10 protein-coding genes are annotated in these 16892 nt (G+C 68.0%); 8 read left to right on the top strand and 2 right to left on the bottom strand.

Annotated features, from left to right (window positions below):
• Window positions 1-18 precede the first annotated feature (18 nt).
• Entirely contained in the window at window positions 19-1320 is a 1302-nt protein-coding gene (gene odhB, locus KF833_10910) for a 2-oxoglutarate dehydrogenase complex dihydrolipoyllysine-residue succinyltransferase (protein ID MBX3745805.1), read from the bottom strand.
• Between the two features lie 126 nt (window positions 1321-1446).
• On the opposite strand from odhB, the gene KF833_10915 reads away from it, so the two are divergent.
• The 3 genes from KF833_10915 (at window position 1447) to KF833_10925 (ending at window position 4697) form a co-directional block, all read left to right on the top strand.
• A complete protein-coding gene (locus tag KF833_10915; protein MBX3745806.1) occupies window positions 1447-2007 on the top strand; it encodes a YqgE/AlgH family protein in 561 nt (186 codons plus the stop codon).
• A gap of 174 nt (window positions 2008-2181) precedes the next feature.
• Window positions 2182-3438, top strand: coding sequence for an NAD(P)/FAD-dependent oxidoreductase (locus KF833_10920; GenBank protein ID MBX3745807.1), 1257 nt, complete (start codon window positions 2182-2184; stop codon window positions 3436-3438).
• Complete coding sequence (locus tag KF833_10925) at window positions 3435-4697, top strand: hypothetical protein (protein MBX3745808.1); 1263 nt, start codon at window positions 3435-3437, stop codon at window positions 4695-4697. The genes KF833_10920 and KF833_10925 overlap by 4 nt, the downstream gene beginning before the upstream one ends.
• A gap of 33 nt (window positions 4698-4730) precedes the next feature.
• Here the strand turns inward: KF833_10925 and KF833_10930 are convergent, their stop codons facing one another.
• A complete protein-coding gene (locus tag KF833_10930; protein ID MBX3745809.1) occupies window positions 4731-5882 on the bottom strand; it encodes an LptF/LptG family permease in 1152 nt (383 codons plus the stop codon).
• Window positions 5883-6021: 139 nt separating this feature from the next.
• Between KF833_10930 and KF833_10935 the strand changes: the two genes are divergently transcribed.
• The 5 genes from KF833_10935 to KF833_10955 all read left to right on the top strand — a co-directional run bounded on the left by KF833_10935 (window position 6022) and on the right by KF833_10955 (window position 16851).
• Window positions 6022-7479: a divalent metal cation transporter gene (locus tag KF833_10935; protein MBX3745810.1), complete on the top strand. Its 1458-nt coding sequence runs from the start codon at window positions 6022-6024 to the stop codon at window positions 7477-7479.
• Between the two features lie 382 nt (window positions 7480-7861).
• Window positions 7862-9007 (top strand): efflux RND transporter periplasmic adaptor subunit, encoded by a 1146-nt coding sequence (locus tag KF833_10940; GenBank protein MBX3745811.1) that lies wholly within the window; start codon window positions 7862-7864, stop codon window positions 9005-9007.
• A complete protein-coding gene (locus KF833_10945) occupies window positions 9004-12444 on the top strand; it encodes an efflux RND transporter permease subunit (protein MBX3745812.1) in 3441 nt (1146 codons plus the stop codon). The genes KF833_10940 and KF833_10945 overlap by 4 nt, the downstream gene beginning before the upstream one ends.
• Window positions 12425-15613 carry an efflux RND transporter permease subunit gene (locus KF833_10950; GenBank protein MBX3745813.1) on the top strand — a complete coding sequence of 1063 codons (3189 nt, stop codon included), beginning with the start codon at window positions 12425-12427 and terminating at the stop codon, window positions 15611-15613. The genes KF833_10945 and KF833_10950 overlap by 20 nt, the downstream gene beginning before the upstream one ends.
• Window positions 15595-16851 (top strand): M48 family metallopeptidase, encoded by a 1257-nt coding sequence (locus KF833_10955; GenBank protein MBX3745814.1) that lies wholly within the window; start codon window positions 15595-15597, stop codon window positions 16849-16851. Before KF833_10950 ends, KF833_10955 begins: the two co-directional genes overlap by 19 nt.
• Window positions 16852-16892: the final 41 nt, after the last annotated feature.

Here is a 16892-nt window from a genome sequence, read left to right on the forward strand (position 1 = left end):
GGAGCGGGTCGGATGGGTTCAGGCTTCGAGAAGCAGTCGTGCGGGGGTTTCGAGGATGTCCTTGATCCGTTTGAGGAAGGTGACCGCCTCACGTCCGTCCACAATCCGGTGATCGTAGGTCAGCGCCACGTACATCATGGGGCGGATGACGACCTGGCCATCGACGGCGACCGGGCGGTCCTGGATGGCGTGCATCCCGAGGATTCCGCTTTGGGGCGGATTGACGATGGGGGTCGAGAGGAGACTTCCGTAAATGCCGCCGTTGCTGAGGGTGAACGTTCCGCCCTGGAGTTCCTCCGGTTTGAGGCGGCCGTCCCTGGCACGGGCGCCGAAGTCGGCGATGGTCTTCTCGATCTCGGCGAATCCGAGTCGCTCGGCATTGCGGAGGACGGGCACCACCAGGCCTTTGCCGCCGCCAATGGCGACGCCGATATCGTAGTAATGGTGGTACACGATCGACTGGTCCCGGACCTCGGCATTGAGCTGGGGCGTGTCCTTGAGGGCCTCGATCACCGCCTTCACGAAGAACGACATGAAGCCGAGTTTCACGCCATGCCGCTGGGTGAAGGCCTCTTGAAAGCGCTTCCGGAGGGCCGAGACGGACGACATGTCGATCTCGTTGAAGGTGGTCAGCAGCGCCATGGTGGACTGCGCCTCGACGAGGCGACGGGCCACCGTACGGCGCAGCGGCGACATGGGAACCGTCTCGTCCAGCCGATCCTCCGCTGACACTGGCGAGGCGGATGCGACCGCGGCCGGTTTGGGTGTGGATGACGCCACGGCCACGGGGGCATCCGGGGTTGGAGTCGAAGCGCCGGCCGGCCTGGCGCCTTCCTGGGCGGTGCGGGCGCGCTGGGCATCCTCCTTGGTGATGCGACCGCCCGGGCCGGTGCCTTCCACGGCGGCGGGCTCGATTCCCGCTTCGGCCAGGACCCGTCGGGCGGCGGGCATGACGGTTGGAGGCTCGGATCGAGGAGGGGCCCCCTGCCCTGCCGCGGACTCGGATTCGGACCCGGACCCGGCCTGCTTTGCGGGAGCCGATGACGTGGGAGGGGGTGCTTCAGGGCTGGCTGCGGAATCGGTTCCCGTATCGAGGATTCCGATGACTTCGCCGACACGGGCCGTGGCGCCGCGGGGTTTGAGGATGGAGCGGAGCCGGCCGGCGGCGGGGGCAGGGAGTTCGAGGGTTGCCTTTTCCGACTCGATGGCGACGACGGGTTCATCCTGCCGCACCGGGTCGCCCTCGTTTTTCAACCACTCCCCGACCTGGACCTCAGTGATGGATTCGCCGACGGGCGGGACGCGCAGTTCCGATGACATAAAGATGGCCGCAGGCACCCGTGTGCCGGAGCTCGGCGGAGGGCGGAGACCGGGCGATGCCCGCGGGACGCCGAGGGTAACGCGCGTTGTCAGGCCAGCAAGCCTGGAGCAGACTGCGCCGGCGACATGCCTGGTGCGATGAAGTCCTTGCGAGGAAGACTGTTGCTGGATGGGGGCAATCTCCGTGGATCCTGGTTCCACCGGACGGTGGTGCTGATCTGCCAGCACGATGCGGAAGGCGCCTTCGGCCTGGTATTGAACCGGCCATCCGGGGCCCGGGTGAACGACGCGCTGGTGGCCGATCTTCCCGAGGCCCTGCGCGAACTCCCGCTGTTCATCGGCGGGCCGGTTCAGCCCGGAGCCCTCAGTTACCTGCACGGGGACGCTTTTATTCCGGACGCCTCGGTGATGGACAACGTGGATCTGGGTCATTCGCTGGATCGGCTGGTGGAACTGGCGGGCGACGTTTCCCCCACGCGGCGGTTGCTGGTGTTCGCGGGCTACTCCGGCTGGAGTCCGGGCCAGTTGGAACAGGAGATCGCCCGGGACGCCTGGCTCATTCACCCGGCAAGCACCGAATGGGTCTTCGAATCCGAGCCTGCCCAGCTCTGGAGGCGCATTCTCCGCTCGCGGGGCGGGCTCGGCCGGCTCCTGGCTGACGCGCCGGAGGACCTCGAGGAGAACTGATCCAGGGCGTTGGAATCGGAGAGCCGCCCCTTCGCCACCCACCGGCGAAAGCCGGGACACCCAGCGCTGAGGGCGCGTACCGGCCGTTCGGTGTCCACGCTTCAGCGTGTCTGGATTCGCAGATGGCCAACCCTTCCGTTGCCATTCGGCCCAGCCCACGCACTCTTGGCGGCCATGAAGGACACGCATCGGGTGGTCGTTCTGGGGGCCGGGTTTGGGGGACTTACGTTCTGCCAGGCCTTTCGGCATCCCGCGGCGAAGATCACCCTCGTCGATCGCACCAACCATCACCTCTTCCAGCCCCTGCTCTACCAGGTCGCCACCGCCGGGCTGTCCGCGCCGGAAATTGCCGCCCCGGTACGCGCCCTCTTCTCGGACCGGCCCGACGTGACGGTCCTGATGGACGATGTGCTGTCCATCGATCTCGCAGGCCGCAAGGTCGGGATCGGGCACGGGGTCCTCGACTACGACACGCTCATCATCGCCCTGGGCGGCGTGACCAGCTATTTCGGGCATCCCGAATGGGAACAGCACGCGCCCGGACTCAAGACCCTTGACGACGCGCTCCGGATCCGGCGGGACGTTCTGCTGGCGCTGGAACGGGCCGAGAACGAATCCGACCCGTGGCGCCGCACGGAGTTGATGACCCTGGTTGTGGTTGGGGGCGGCCCGACCGGGGTCGAACTGGCCGGGGCGTTTGCCGAACTCACCCGCACGGTCCTCGCCCGCGACTTCCGCCGGATGGACCCCACCCGGGCCCGCGTTGTCCTGGTCGAGGCGGGAGAACGTGTGCTGGCCCATCTGTCCCCGGAATTGAGCGCGAGCGCGCAGCGCCAGTTGGAGGCGCTCGGGGTCGAGGTGCGCACTTCGACCCGCGTTCAGGACGTTCGCGAACGGGAGGTGGTGCTCCACGGGGGCGAATCCCTCCGGGCGGCCAACATCATCTGGGCCGCGGGTGTCGCCGCCAACCCGCTGTCGCGTGTCCTCGGGGCCGAAACCGACCGGTCCGGACGCATCCGGGTCGAACCCGACCTGAGCCTCCCCGGTCACCAGGAGGTCTTCGCCATCGGCGACATCGCCCTCGTCAAGGATGGACAGGGCGGACTGGTTCCGGGCGTCTCCCCCGCGGCCATGCAGATGGCCCGGCACGTGGCGGCCCTTCTTCGCAACCAGCTCGATGCCGGGGCCGGACTGTCGCCGGATCGCCCGGCCTTCCGGTACTGGGACAAGGGAACCATGGCGACCATCGGTCGGTCGGCGGCGGTCGCCAAAGTGGGGTCACTGGAACTGAGCGGACTGCCGGCCTGGCTGGCCTGGCTGCTGGTGCATCTCGTCTTCCTGATCGGGTTCCGCAACCGGCTCGCTGTCCTCCTCCAGTGGGCCTACTCCTACTTTACCTACAAGCGCGGCGCCCGGATCATCGTGTCTTGAACGCCCCCCAGGAAGCCACGGACGATTCATGGCACGGGTCGCCCACGCCGATCAGTCGGCGCGGCCCCGGGAACTCCCTCCGTGCCAAGTACTGCAACAGCGTTCTGGCCCTCGCGTTCGGACTCCTCCTAGACCAGGCCCCGGCCGCGTCCGATCCTTCGCAGAACGAGCCGCCGGTCCGCGAATCCCTTTCGTGGGCCACGTCGTTGCAGCATCTCGGGCGCCTTCACCGCGACGATGACCACCCCTGGTTCCAGGAGTTCTGGATTCTCGGCCGGTACCACGGCCAGTTCCACTGGGCCGAAGGCTCCGCGGGCGACAGCGACGGCTGGGAATCCCGCCGGTTCCGCATGGGCGCCCAGGCCCGCCTGTTCCGTCACCTGACGCTGCATGCCCAGATGGTCGCGGGCACCGACTTCGATCCCTTCTACAACGGGTTCACGGAACTCTGGGCGCAATGGGCCTTCGCCGGGAGCCTGGCGCTCACGGTCGGACCGCAGAAGCACCGCTTCACCCACGACCGCACCGTCTCCAGCCGCTACATCAACACCATCGAGCGCACCCTCCTCGTCAATCTGTTCAATGCCGAGTACTCCCCCGCCGTGACCCTCTCCGGAACCCACGGCCGCCTCGGTTACTACACCGGGCTCTTCTCCAACACCACCGGACCCGACATCGGCGAAGCCCTGACCCATTTCACAGGCGGGGCCTCCTTCCTCGCGTCGGTGAACTATGACCTCGGATCTGTCCTCGATTTCGACACCGCCCACCTCAACGTCGGTCTCCTCCTCAGCGACGCGAACGACCACGCCACGGTCCTCAACCGGTTTCCCCGCGGATTGTCCTCCGCCCTCATCGTCACCCGCGGCCCGCTCTCCCTGATCGCCGAAACGGTCGCCGGCCTCGGTCATGAGGACGGCGACGCCTGGGCCCTGCACCTGCAACCGGGATGGTTCATGACCCGGCAGTTCCAATGGGTCGCCCGGTATCAGGCGGCCTTCTCGAACCGGGACACCGGCCTTCGGGCTCAACGCCGTTATGAACGACCCGCCGGCCTTCGCACCGGCGATTTCTACCAGGCGGTGTATCTCGGCCTGAACCACTACCTCGCCGAACATCGCTTCAAACTGATGACCGGCGTCGAGTACGCCCGTCTCGATGGGGACTCGCTCTGGACGGCCCTGGCCGCCGTCCGCGTTTTCTGGGGACCCCACGCCCGCGGCCCGTTTCCCGCCGCGCAGGTCCTCGCCCCCCGTTGACCCTCCCCCCCGCCGTCGCCCCCCAGGAACCCTCTACGCAGCCCGGTCCGCCCTCCAGAGCAGCCACGCCCCCGTCAACTGAAACAGGGCGTTCGGCATCCACACAATCAGCCAGGGCACCGCCTCCATCGATGTCTCCAGCGCCTGGGCCACGATCAGGAACCCGTAGTACACGAGCACCAACCCGATCGCCACCGCCACCCCCACGCTGGTCTCCCGACGGTGCCCCCGCACCCCCAGAGGAATCCCCACCAGCACGAACCCGAAACACGCGAAGCTGAACGCCACCTGACGGTGGATCTGCACGTCCAGCGGCGTCACGTCCTCGATCCCCAGCCGCAGCAGTTCCCGTCTCTCGTCCCGCAACTGTCGTGCCGTCATGTCGCTCAACCGCGGCATGCCGCCCGACACGATGGCGCGCGGCAACGCGACCGTCACCGGCAACGCGCCCGTGATCATCAGCGGCTGCCAGAACCCCGCGGATTCCTCCTCCTCCCCGTCGGGACGTCCTCCCTCCATTTCCTCCGGCGCCCGTGGAATCCACTCCAACGCCCGCCCCTGGAAGAAGGTCAGTCTCAATTCCCCTTCCTCCGTCCGCACCTCCAGACGCGCGCGCGGCGCCCGGATGTCCCGCACCTTGCGCCCTTCCCGCACCTGGAAGAACAGCACGTCGATCATCTCCTCCCCGGCAATCCGGTCGGCATACAGGACGAACCCGGGAAACTCGGTCACAAACCGGCCCGCCGGAATCAGGCTCCGGGCCTGTTCCCGCGCGATCTCCTGGAAGAGCTGCTTGTACTGGCCCCGGCAGCGCGGGGCCAACTCCATGTTCACCCAGGCGCATACCCCGCACAGCGCCAGCCCCAGGATCACCACCGGAAAGGCCATCGCCATCACTCCAATCCCGTTCGCCCTCGCCGCCGTCAATTCCTGGTCCGCGCTCAGTCGCCCGAACACCAGCAGCGCCGCTGTCAGCACCCCCATCGGCAGCGCGTACACCAGCACGTACGGGATCAGCAGGCCGATGCCCCGCAGCACCAGCGGCAACGTCGCCCGCCCGGCCATCAACAGCGCGAGAATCTCCTTCAGCAGGTTGCCCAGCAGCAGCAGCCCGATGCACACCAGCACCGCCACCACCAGGGTGCCGAGCATCTCCACCAGCACATAACGATGCAGCGTCCGCATAGCCCGCCCGTTCCCGTCACCACCCGGTACCTGCCCGGAACGGCGACTCTCCGGGCCCGCCCCCCGCCCCATCAAGGCAAACCCTTTCACCCCGCCAAAAACCATTGCCCCGTCCCCCCTCCATCCGGAACATCCGCCGATGCCCGAGTCGCCCGAATCCAAACCCGCACGCCTTCCCATGACGGCGCAATGGGACCCGGAAAAACTCCGCCGGGAGGAGGCCTTCCTTCAGGAGATCGAGCAGAAACCCATTCCCGCCCGGATCCGGGGCTACTGGAAACTCACCGGCCCGGCCTGGATGCAGAGCGCAATGACCCTCGGCGCCGGCAGCGCCGTCGCGTCGGTCGTCGCCGGCGCCTCCTTCGGCTACACCCTGCTTTGGGTCCAACCGGTGGCCATGTTCCTCGGGATCCTCATGATGGCCGCCCTCGGCAACATCGTGCTCTCCACCGGCGAACGCCCCTACCCCGCCTTCGCCCGCGAACTTCACCCCTCGATCGCCTTTCTCTGGGCCCTCGGCTCGATCGTCGCCTCGGTCATCTGGCATTTCCCCCAGTACGGCCTCGCCGGCGCCGCCATTTGGGACCTCGCCCTCCTCGCCGGCGCCCCCTCCGACTCCCGCACCGTCGAGTACCTCGTCAAGTTCGCCGGCGGCCTCGGCATCCTCTCCATGGCCATCCTCGTGACCTGGAACTACGGCTCCGGCACCCGCGGCATCAAGCTCTACGAGAACTTCCTCCGCTGGACCATCCGCCTGGTCATCCTCGCCTTCCTCTTCGTGGTCGTGAAAACCGGCGTGGACTGGGGCGCCCTCTTCCGCGGCTTCTTCACCTTCCGAATCCCGCCCGGCGAAGGCACCACCATCCTCGTCCTCGGCGCCATCGGCGCCGCCGTCGGGATCAACATGACCTTCCTCTACCCCTACTCCCTCCTCGCCAAGGGCTGGGGCAAACACCACAAGGGCCTCGCCCGCTTCGACCTCGCGAACTCCATGTTCGTCCCGTTCGTCATCGTCACTTCCCTGGTGATCATCGCCATGGCGAATACGGTGTACGACCCCTCCACCCCGGGCGTGCAAACCGGGCTCCGCCCGATCGACGCCGCCCGCAGCCTCGAATCCCTCCTCGGCTCGTCCTTCGGCCGCATCATCCTCGACCTCGGCTTCATCGGCATGGCCTGCGGCGCCATCAGCACCCACATGGTCGTCTGCGGCTTCACCGGGTGCGAGATGTTCAAAGTCGAGTACACCCCCAAACGCTACCGCCGCTTCACCCTCCTCCCCGCCATCGGCGTCTTCGGCGTTGTCTTCACCAGCCCCCTCTGGATGCCCATCGTCGCCTCGGCCATCGCCCTGACGATGCTGCCCATCGCGTACCTCGCCTTCTTCGTCCTCAACAACAAACGCAGCTACCTCGGCGATGCCGTCGGTCGCGGCTGGAAACGCGCCCTCTTCAACTTCGGCATGATCGTGGCCATCGTCTTCGCCTGTGTCGCCTCCGCCATCGGCATCAAACGCCGCGTCATCGACAACCTCCGCCCCGCCCCCGCAGCCACCGCGCCGGCAGTCCCCCCCGTCCCCCCCGCCCCGACCGGCTGAAGCCGGGACACCCAACGTCGGGAGGCACGCTCCGACCGTTTGGTGTCCACGCTTTAGCGTGTGCCGGGTCACGATCCGGGCGTTGACCCGCGGCTTCACCCCGACCGGCTGAAGCCGGGACACCCCAACGTCGGGAAGCACGCTCCGACCGTTTGGTGTCCACGCTTTAGCGTGTTCCGGGTCACGAACCGGGCGTTGACCCACGGCTTCACCCCGACCGGCTGAAGCCGGGACACCCAACCTCCGACCGTTTGGTGTCCACCCCACCTCCGGTTTCCCCATCCCAGCCCTTCCGGCGCTCGTCCCGGGCTGGACCAAATTCACCCCGAATTCACTGCAACCCTTGGCCCGGGCATGGTGTCATCAGAGGCACGTGCGCCTCTTGAGTTGTCCTCGGGAACGGGCCCGCAGCCCCTTCAGACAAAGTCCGACAGCAGTCCCGGCTGTCGTCGCCTGCCTGCTTGCCGCCTCCCTCCTCGCCGCCTGCGGAAAGCGGCCCAAGCCGGACGAAGGCCGGAAGAACATCGAGATCGCCATTCCGGTCGAGGTCCAGCCCGTCGCCCGCGGTCCCATCGAATCCACCCTCCGCACCTTCGCCACCCTCGAAGCCGAACAGGAGGTCAAGGTCTTCGCCCGGACCGCCAATCGCGTGGTCGTCCTCCACGTCGAGGAAGGCGACGAGGTGGCCCAGGACGCCGTCCTCCTCGAACTCGACGACACCAATCAACGGGTGGCCCTGGCACGGGCCGAGAATTCCCTCACCAAGGCCCGCCAGGAACTCGAACGTCTCAGCGCCCTCCACGCCCAGAACCTCATCAGCGACCAGGTCTTTCACGACACCCAGTTCGAGGTGCGCGGACTTGAACTCGCCCTTGCCGATGCCCGCCGGGAACTCGACCACACCGTCGTCCGCGCCCCCCTCGCCGGCACCCTCACCCGCCGCCTCGTCAACCTCGGCGACCTCGTCAATGTCAACCAGCACCTCTTCGACCTGGTCGATTTCGGTTCCATCGTCGCCCGCATCCACATCCCCGAGAAAAACCTCACCCAGGTCGCCGTCGGCCAGATCGCCCGTGTCACCGCCACCGCCCTCGGCGATCGTTCCTTCCCCGGGGTCGTCCGCCGCATCGCCCCCATCGTCGATGCCCGCTCCGGCACGGTCCGGCTCACGGTGGGCTTCGACGACATCGGCCCCCTCCGTCCCGGCATGTACGTCGATGTGGAACTGATCCTGGGAAGCAATCCCGACGCGATCCTCCTCTCGAAACGGGCTCTCATTCTCGATGGCGACCAGACCTACGCCTTCCGCCTGGATGAGGGCCGCCGGGTCCGGCGCATCCGCATCGAGGCCCGGGCCAGCGACCGGTTCCATGTCGAACCCGCCACCGGCTTCGCCGACGGCGACTTCGTGGTGATCGCCGGGCAGACGGGACTCAAGGACGGAGCCCTGGTCCGCCTTCCCGACGACCCGGAACCAGCCCAGGAACCGCAGGAGAAATCCGCCGGCCTCAGCGCCGCCAAGCGATGAACGCCCCGGCCGCGCGTCCGCCCCGCCACTTCACCACGCACCGGCCGGTCGCGGTGCTGATGGTCTTCACGGCGGCCGTGGTCTTCGGCTTCTTTTCCTTTCAGCGCCTTCCGGTCACCCTGATGCCGGAACTGACCTACCCCTCCCTCACCGTCCGCACCGAGTATCCCGGCGCCGCCCCCGAGGAGGTCGAAAACGAGATCAGCCGCCCGATCGAGGAGGCCCTCGGCGTCCTCGGCGGACTCAACCGCCTCACCAGCGTCAGTCGCGCCGGCCTCAGCGACGTCACCCTCGAATTCCTCTGGGGCACCGACATGGCCAAGGCGGCCCAGGAAGCCCTCGAAAAGCTCGACCTCGTCTTTCTCCCCCGCGAGGCGGAACGCCCCCTCATCCTCCGGTTCGATCCCGCCCTCGATCCCATCATGGAACTGAGCCTGGCCGGCTCCGGGGACCGCTTCGAAGGTGAGGACGGCCTGCGCCGCCTCCGCCGCCTCGCCGATCTCCAGGTCAAACGCGCCCTCGAACCCATCAAGGGCGTCGCCGCCGTCCGGGTCCGCGGCGGCCTCGAGGAGGAATACCACGTTCTCCTCGACAAACCTGCCCTCGACCGGACCGGCCTCTCGGTTCAGACCGTCATCGACCGCCTCCGCCAGGAAAACATCAACATCGCCGGCGGCACCCTCAAGGAGGGCCGCACGGAATACATGGTCCGCGCTCTCAACGAATACGCGGACCTCCACGAAATTGCCGAAACCATCGTCGCCCGCCTCGATGGCCGCGAGGTGCGCCTCAAGGACCTCGCCACGGTCGTCCGCTCCCACCGCGAACGCGACATCCTGACCCGCACCCAGGGCGCCGAGAGCGTCCAGATCGACATCTACAAGGAAGCCGACGCCAACATCGTCGCCGTCGCCAGGGCCGTGACCTCGGCGGTCGGTCGCATCGTCCCGCCTTCCGACACCGCACCGGCACGCCCGCAGCGCCAGTTCGGACCCCCGCGCCCCCCGCCCCCCCCTTCCCTCGCCCAACGACTCTCCGACCGCGAAGGCGCCGTGCTCCGCGTCGTGGCCGACCGTTCGGTCTTCATCGAAAGCAGCATCCGCGAAGTCCGCAATGCCGCCCTCTTCGGCGGCCTCCTCGCCATCGCCGTCCTCTACCTCTTCCTCCGCGATTTCAAGACCACCGCCATCATCGGGGTCAGCATCCCGATGTCCCTCCTCGTCACCTTCGCCCCCCTCCATCTCCTGGGCGTCTCCCTCAACATCATGTCCCTCGGCGGCCTCGCCCTCGGCGTTGGCATGCTGGTGGACAATTCCATCGTCGTCCTGGAATCCATCTTCCGCTGCCGTCAGGAGGGCGACGATCCGGTCGCCGCCGCCATCCGCGGGACCGCCGAGGTGCGCTCCGCCGTCGTCGCTTCCACGCTCACCTCGGTTGCCGTCTTCCTCCCCATGGTCTTCGTCGAGGGGATCGCCGGGCAGACCTTCGGTGACCTCAGCCTCGCCGTGGTGACGTCCCTCCTCGCCTCGCTGGCCGTGGCGGTGTTTTTCATCCCCATGCTGGCCAGTCGTCAGGCACCCCGCTGGGCCGCCGATTCCGCCCCCGGCCCCGCCCCGGGCCTCGCCTCCTGGCACCAATTCCGGGATTCCATCGCCTCCACCCGCGGCCCCTGGCGCCTCGTCGCTCTGCCCTGGTTCCTCCTTCGCCTCACGGTCGCCGTTCCCCTCGAGCTTCTCGGACGCCTCCTCCTTGCGCTCCTCGCCGGATTCGCCTGGTCCTTCCGCCACGCCATCGCCCCCGCCGCAACCCGGTCCGCCCGCCTCCTCCTCGTCCCGCCCGCCCGCCTCGTCGGCAGGGCCATCGAGGCGCTGCAGGACCGGTACCCGCGCTGGATCCAGTCCTCCCTCGCCCACCCCTTGCCCGTCCTGGGCGCCGTGGCCGTCGCCGCCGTTCTCACCTGGCAGCTCGGAAGCCGGCTCGACACCGAACTCCTCCCCCAGGTGCATCAGGGCGAGTTCACCTTCGAAGTCGATCTTCCCGTCGGAACGCCCCTCGAGGAGACCATCGCGGTCCTCAGCCCGGTCGAACAAGCCATCCTCGACGACCTCGATGCCATCGAGGCGGTGCTCGTGACGTTCGGGTACGACGTCACCAACATCAAACGTTCCGACGAAGGCGAGCACACCGCCCGCTTCAAGATCGTCCTCCGCCCCTCCCGCAATCCCGCCGCCACCGAGGAACGCGTGCTCGCCCGCCTTCGCGCCCGCTTCGCCCGTCTTCCCGACGCCGAGGTCCGTGTCGCCCGGCCGGTCCTCTTCAGCTCCCAACGTCCCATCGTGGTCGAGCTTCAGGGGGACGACCTCGCCGCCCTCCGCACGCTGTCCGCCCGCGCCGAATCCCTTCTCGCCCCCCGCCCCGAACTCGCCGATGTCGAGGTCAGCCTCCGTCGTGGCGCCCCCGAGATCCAGGTCACCTACCACCGCGACCGCCTCGCCCTCTACGGCCTCAATGTGGGCACCGTGGCCCGGCAGGTGCGCGACCTGGTCCAGGGCTTCGAGGCCACCCGCTTCAACCTCAAGGACCGCCGCATCCCCGTGGTCGTCCGCCTCGCCGAGACCGATCGCGCCCACGTCGAGGACGTCGGCCGCCTCGTGGTCAATCCGGGAGGCGAACGACCCATCCCCCTGTCCGCCGTCGCCCAGCTCCAGCTCGGTGAAGGCCCCAACGAAATCCGCCGCGTCGATGGCCAGCGCGTCGCCCTCCTCCAGGCCAACGTCGGCAGCGCCTCCCTCGGCGCCGCTGTCGCCGCCGTCCAGTCCACCCTCCGCCGCGACATCGCCTGGCCCGCCGACATGGCCTTTGCCATCCGCGGCCAGAACGAGGAATGGGAACGCAGCCGCGGCAGCCTCTACCTCGCCCTCGGCCTCAGCCTCTTCCTCGTCTATGTGATCATGGCCGCCCAGTTCGAATCCCTCCTCCAGCCGCTGGTGATCATGGCCTCCATCCCCCTCGCCTTCTTCGGTTCCGTCGTCGGTCTCGCCCTCACCCAGACCCCCGTCTCGGTGGTCGTCTTCCTCGGCCTCATCGTCCTCGCCGGCATCGTCGTCAACAACGCCATCGTCCTCGTCGATTGCGCCAACCAGCTCCGCGCCCGCGGCCTTCCCCTCGCCGAGGCCCTCGCCTCCGCCGGCCGCATCCGCCTCCGCCCCATCCTCCTCACCACCGCCACCACCGCCCTGGGCCTCCTCCCCATGGCCCTGGGCCTCGGCGACGGTGCCGAAATCCGCACCCCGCTTGCCCTCACCGTGATCTTCGGCCTCACCACCTCGACGGTCCTGACCCTCGGCGTCATCCCCGTCCTCTACCACCTGGTCGTCGGCACCCGCGAACGCTGGTTCCCCGTCGTCCCCCTCCACGATGCCGCCCCCCAGTCCTGAACTTCCCCCGCAGGACCGCACCGAGGAGTTCGCCAGCACCCTCACCCGCGTCTCCCTCCGCCGCCGCGTCACCGTCCTCGTCCTCCTCCTCGCCATCCTCGTCGTCGGCGTCGTCGCCACCGTCGGCATCCCCCTCGAACTGTTCCCCCGCGGCTACACCGGCCATTCCCTCAACGTCTGGGTCCCCTGGCAGGACGCCCCGGTCCAGGAGGTGCTCCAGAAGATCACCCTCCCCCTCGAGGAGGAACTCAGCACCGTCCGCGGCCTCGACGGCATCAATTCCTACTCCGGCAAGGGTTCCGCCGGCGCCTTCCTCCGCTTCAAGCGCGGCACCGACATGGATGTCGCCTACCGCGAGGTCCGCGATCGCGTCCAGCGCGCCCGCCTCCTCCTCCCCTCCGATGCCGACCGCATCTTCATCCGCAAGGAGGACGCCTCCGGCATTCCCGTGGCCGTCATCGGCATGGCCATCGACCCCGGCCTCACCGACTACTACACCCTCATCCGCCGCCAGGTCGTCCAGCGCTTCGAACGCCTCGACGGCGTCGCCAACGTCCGCACCGACGGCCTCGAGGAAAAGGAGATCCTCATCGAGGTCAACCGCCAGCGCGCCGAAAGCAGCGGCCTCAACCTCTACCAGCTCTCCCAGGAACTCGCCTCCGACAACTTCTCCCTCGCCAGCGGCACCGTCCGCGATGCCGGACGCAAACGCCTTCTCCGTTCCCTCGCCCAGTACCGCTCCGTCGAGGAGATCGAGAACCTCCCCCTCTCGCCCTCCATCCGCCTCAAGGACATCGCCGCCATCCGCCTCGAGGAACCCGACAAACGCTACTCCGTCCGCGTCAACAGCCGTCCCGCCGTCGCCATCGTGGTCTTCAAGGAGGGCGAGGCCAACACGGTCGAGGTCTCCCGCCGGATCCGGGACGAGGTCGAACGCCTTCGCACCGATCCCCGCATGGCCTCGATCTACATGGAGGTCCTCTTCAACCAGGGCCGCGTGATCGAGGATTCCCTCGCCAACCTCGTCCGCGGCGGCCTGCTCGGTGCCGGCCTCGCCGCCCTCATCCTCTTCTTCTTCCTCCGCCGGTTCCGTCTCACCGCCATCGTCACCCTCTCCATCCCCCTCTCCCTCCTCATCGCCCTCGTTTCCATGTTCTTTGGCGGCGAATCCCTCAACATCCTCACCATCCTCGCCCTGGTCATCGCCGTCGGCATGCTGGTGGACAACTCGATCGTGGTCGCCGAGAACATCCATCGCCATCACCGCGAGGGCTGGTCCCGCTTCGACGCCTGCGTCCGTGGCGCCGGTGAAATCGCCCTGGCCATCACCATGGCCACCCTCACCACCGTGATCGTGTTCGTCCCCGCCGCCCTCGTCGAAGGCGAGGGCCAGTTCTTCCTCATCCGCCTCGCCTGGCCCATCTCCGTCGCGCTTCTTGCGTCCCTCGCCGTGGCCCTGGTCTTCATCCCGCTCAGCGTCTATCTCACCCTCCCTTCCACTCCCCACCCCTCCCAACCCTCCCTCTGGAATCGCGGACACCTGCACCTCAACGCCGCCCTCCGCGCCGCCTACGAGGCGTCCCTCGGCCGCCTCAACCGCCTCTACGTCCGGACCCTCGACTTCTTCCTCGCCCGCCGCCTCGACCTCATCCTCCTCCTCATCGCCGCCTTTGCCCTGACCTTCGGCTGGGCCTTCAGGAAGGTCGAACTGGTCTCCCAGCAGGAGGAGGACCGCACCAACTTCCAGCTCCGTGTCGAGGCCTCCAACGAATACAGCTTCGAGGACCTCGGCGAATACTTCCGCGAGGTCGAGGATATCCTCGCCGCCCGCCAGGAGGAACTCGGCCTCAAGGGCTACTTCGTCTTCTACCGCCAGCGCGGCGGCCAGGTCGAAGGCTGGATCGACACCGACCGGCCCCGCTCCCTCTCCGCCAAACAGCTCGCCGAAAAAGTCCAGGAGGCCCTCCCGAAAAAACCCGGCATCCGCATCTTCCACGGCGACGAGAACCGCGCCCAGGAGGCCCGCGGCAAATCCGTCTTCGTCGTCCATCTCGAAGGCGACGACGCCGCCGAACTCGACGCCCTCGCCGCCCGGGTTCAACCCCTCTTCCTCGCCGTGGACGGCGTCCTTGGCATCCGTCGTGGCGAGGAGGCCGCCCCCAGCGAGATGGCCCTCCGCATCGACCGCGACCGTGCCGCCGCCGTCGGCGTCAATCCCGAGGTCATCGCCGGCCTCGTAGGCTATGCCCTCCGCGGCAACGCCCTCCCCAAGTACAACGATCGCGGCCGCGAAATCCCCGTCCGCCTCCGCTTCCGTGAAGCCGACCGCGAAACCCTCGCCGAACTCGGCGCCTTCCAGATCCCCACCGCCGACGGCGGTCGTCTCCCCCTCGCCGCCCTCACCGACAGCTCCGTCGAGAACGCCCCCCGCGGCATCTTCCGCCGCAACAAGCGCACCACCCGCTCCATCACCCTCGAACTCCGCGACGAACAGTCAGGCCCCGTCCGCGAACGCCTCACCGCCATCCAGAACAGCATCGCCCTCCCCGAAGGCGTCACCTTCGGCTCCACCGCCGTCGATACCAGCCGCGAAGACCTCCTCGCCATGCAGTTCGCCGCCACCCTCTCCGTGGTCTTCATCTACCTCCTCATGGCCTTCCTCTTCGAATCCTTCGTCCTCCCCCTCTCCATCATCTGCACCATTCCCCTCGCCGGCATCGGCGTCGTCTGGATCCATTTCCTCACCGGACGCGACCTCGATTTCCTCGGGGTCGTCGGCATCATCCTCCTCATCGGTGTCGTGGTGAACAACGGCATCGTCCTCGTGGACTACATCAATCGCCTGATCCACGAAGGCCAGTCCCGCCGGGATGCCCTCCTCCACGCCGCCGAACGCCGGTTCCGTCCCATCCTCATGACCGCCCTGACCACCATCGTCGGCATGGTCCCCCTCACCCTCAGCGCCCCCAGCGAGACCGGCCTCTCCTACAAGAGCTTCGGACTCACCCTCATCGGCGGCATGAGCGCCGCCACCCTGCTCACCCTCCTCGTCGTCCCCGTGTTCTACACCCTCTTCGACGACCTCCGCGGCTCCATCACTCGCGGATGGGGACTTGCCGGCGGGCGGGGGCGGGTGGGTAGCCTGCCGGCATGCACGGGTTCGCAATGACGGTGTTGGCCCTGATCGCCCTGCGCTGGGCGGCTCAGATCGTCCTTGAGTACCTCAATCTCAGAACGCTGGAGGACCACCGGGACCGGATTCCTCCGGAGCTCGACGGGGTGATGGACCCCGAAACGCACCGGCGTTCGGTGGATTACACAGCGGCCAAGAGCCGGCTCGGGGTCTGGGAGTTCTCCACCGCCATGCTGCTGCTGGTGGGCGTGCTGTTCAGCGGCTTCCTTCCGTGGCTCTGGGACATCTGGACCGGATTCGCCGGCACCGGTGCCTGGGCAGGCGCCGGAGGCCTGTTCCTCGTCGCCACCCTGCTCTCGATCGCGGCGTGGCCGTGGGAATGGTGGGCCCAGTTCCGTCTCGAGGAACGCTTCGGCTTCAATACCACCACCCCGAAAACCTGGTGGCTCGACCGGCTCAAGTCGTTCCTCCTCTCCGCCGCCCTCGGCCTCCCCCTGCTCGCCCTCCTCCTCCAATGGGTCCATTGGGCCGGCCCCCTGTGGTGGTGGTGGAGCTGGCTGACGCTCGTCGCCTTCCAGACGATCCTCCTGGTGGTCGCCCCCATGCTGATTCTGCCCCTGTTCAACCGGTTCAACCCGCTCCCCGAAGGCCCGCTCAAGGACCGCCTCTGGGCCCTGGCCGCCCGGACCGGCTTTCGTGCCCGCGCCATCGAAGTGATGGATGGCAGCCGCCGCTCCCGCCATGCCAATGCCTTCTTCACCGGCCTCGGGCGCTTCCGGAAGATCGTCCTCTACGACACCCTCCTGAACCAGCTCGGCGAACCCGAGGTCGAGGCGGTGCTGGCCCACGAAATCGGGCATGCCCGGCGGCGGCACCTGGTGAAGATGGCAGCCGTGATGGCCCCGCTCACCCTGGCCGGATTCGCCCTGGTCGCCTGGCTCGCCCATCAACCGTGGTTCTTCGCCGCCTTCGGCTTCAATACCCCGTCCCTCGCCGTCGCCTTCCTCCTGTTCGCGCTCCTCGCGGATACCGTCACCTTCTGGATCCTGCCGCTGACGCGCCACCTCACCCGCCGGTTCGAATTCGAGGCGGACGCCTTCGCCGCCAAGGCCGTGGGGACAGCCCAGCCGCTCATCGAAGCCCTGCGCGTCCTGCACCGGAAGAACCTCTCGAATCTCACGCCCCACCCCTGGTACAGCACATTCCACTACTCGCACCCCACCCTGATCGAACGGGAGCGGGCCCTGCGGGCCATCCCCCCGGGTTGCGGGTAGGGCGACAACGAATCGGAGGGACGAGCTATCGGAGGGACGAG

This window comes from Verrucomicrobiia bacterium (genome assembly GCA_019634625.1).
Taxonomy (GTDB): domain Bacteria; phylum Verrucomicrobiota; class Verrucomicrobiia; order Limisphaerales; family CAIMTB01; genus CAIMTB01.

Excerpts from the sequence above, each read along its gene's own strand:
- KF833_10955 (MBX3745814.1), top strand. The coding sequence starts at position 15,595 with ATGCACGGGTTCGCAATGACGGTGTTGGCCCTGATCGCCCTGCGCTGG.
- KF833_10935 (MBX3745810.1), top strand. The coding sequence starts at position 6,022 with ATGCCCGAGTCGCCCGAATCCAAACCCGCACGCCTTCCCATGACGGCG.
- KF833_10950 (MBX3745813.1), top strand. The coding sequence starts at position 12,425 with ATGCCGCCCCCCAGTCCTGAACTTCCCCCGCAGGACCGCACCGAGGAG.
- KF833_10915 (MBX3745806.1), top strand. The coding sequence starts at position 1,447 with ATGCCTGGTGCGATGAAGTCCTTGCGAGGAAGACTGTTGCTGGATGGG.
- KF833_10920 (MBX3745807.1), top strand. The coding sequence starts at position 2,182 with ATGAAGGACACGCATCGGGTGGTCGTTCTGGGGGCCGGGTTTGGGGGA.
- KF833_10930 (MBX3745809.1), bottom strand. The coding sequence starts at position 5,882 with ATGCGGACGCTGCATCGTTATGTGCTGGTGGAGATGCTCGGCACCCTG.
- KF833_10945 (MBX3745812.1), top strand. The coding sequence starts at position 9,004 with ATGAACGCCCCGGCCGCGCGTCCGCCCCGCCACTTCACCACGCACCGG.
- odhB (MBX3745805.1), bottom strand. The coding sequence starts at position 1,320 with ATGTCATCGGAACTGCGCGTCCCGCCCGTCGGCGAATCCATCACTGAG.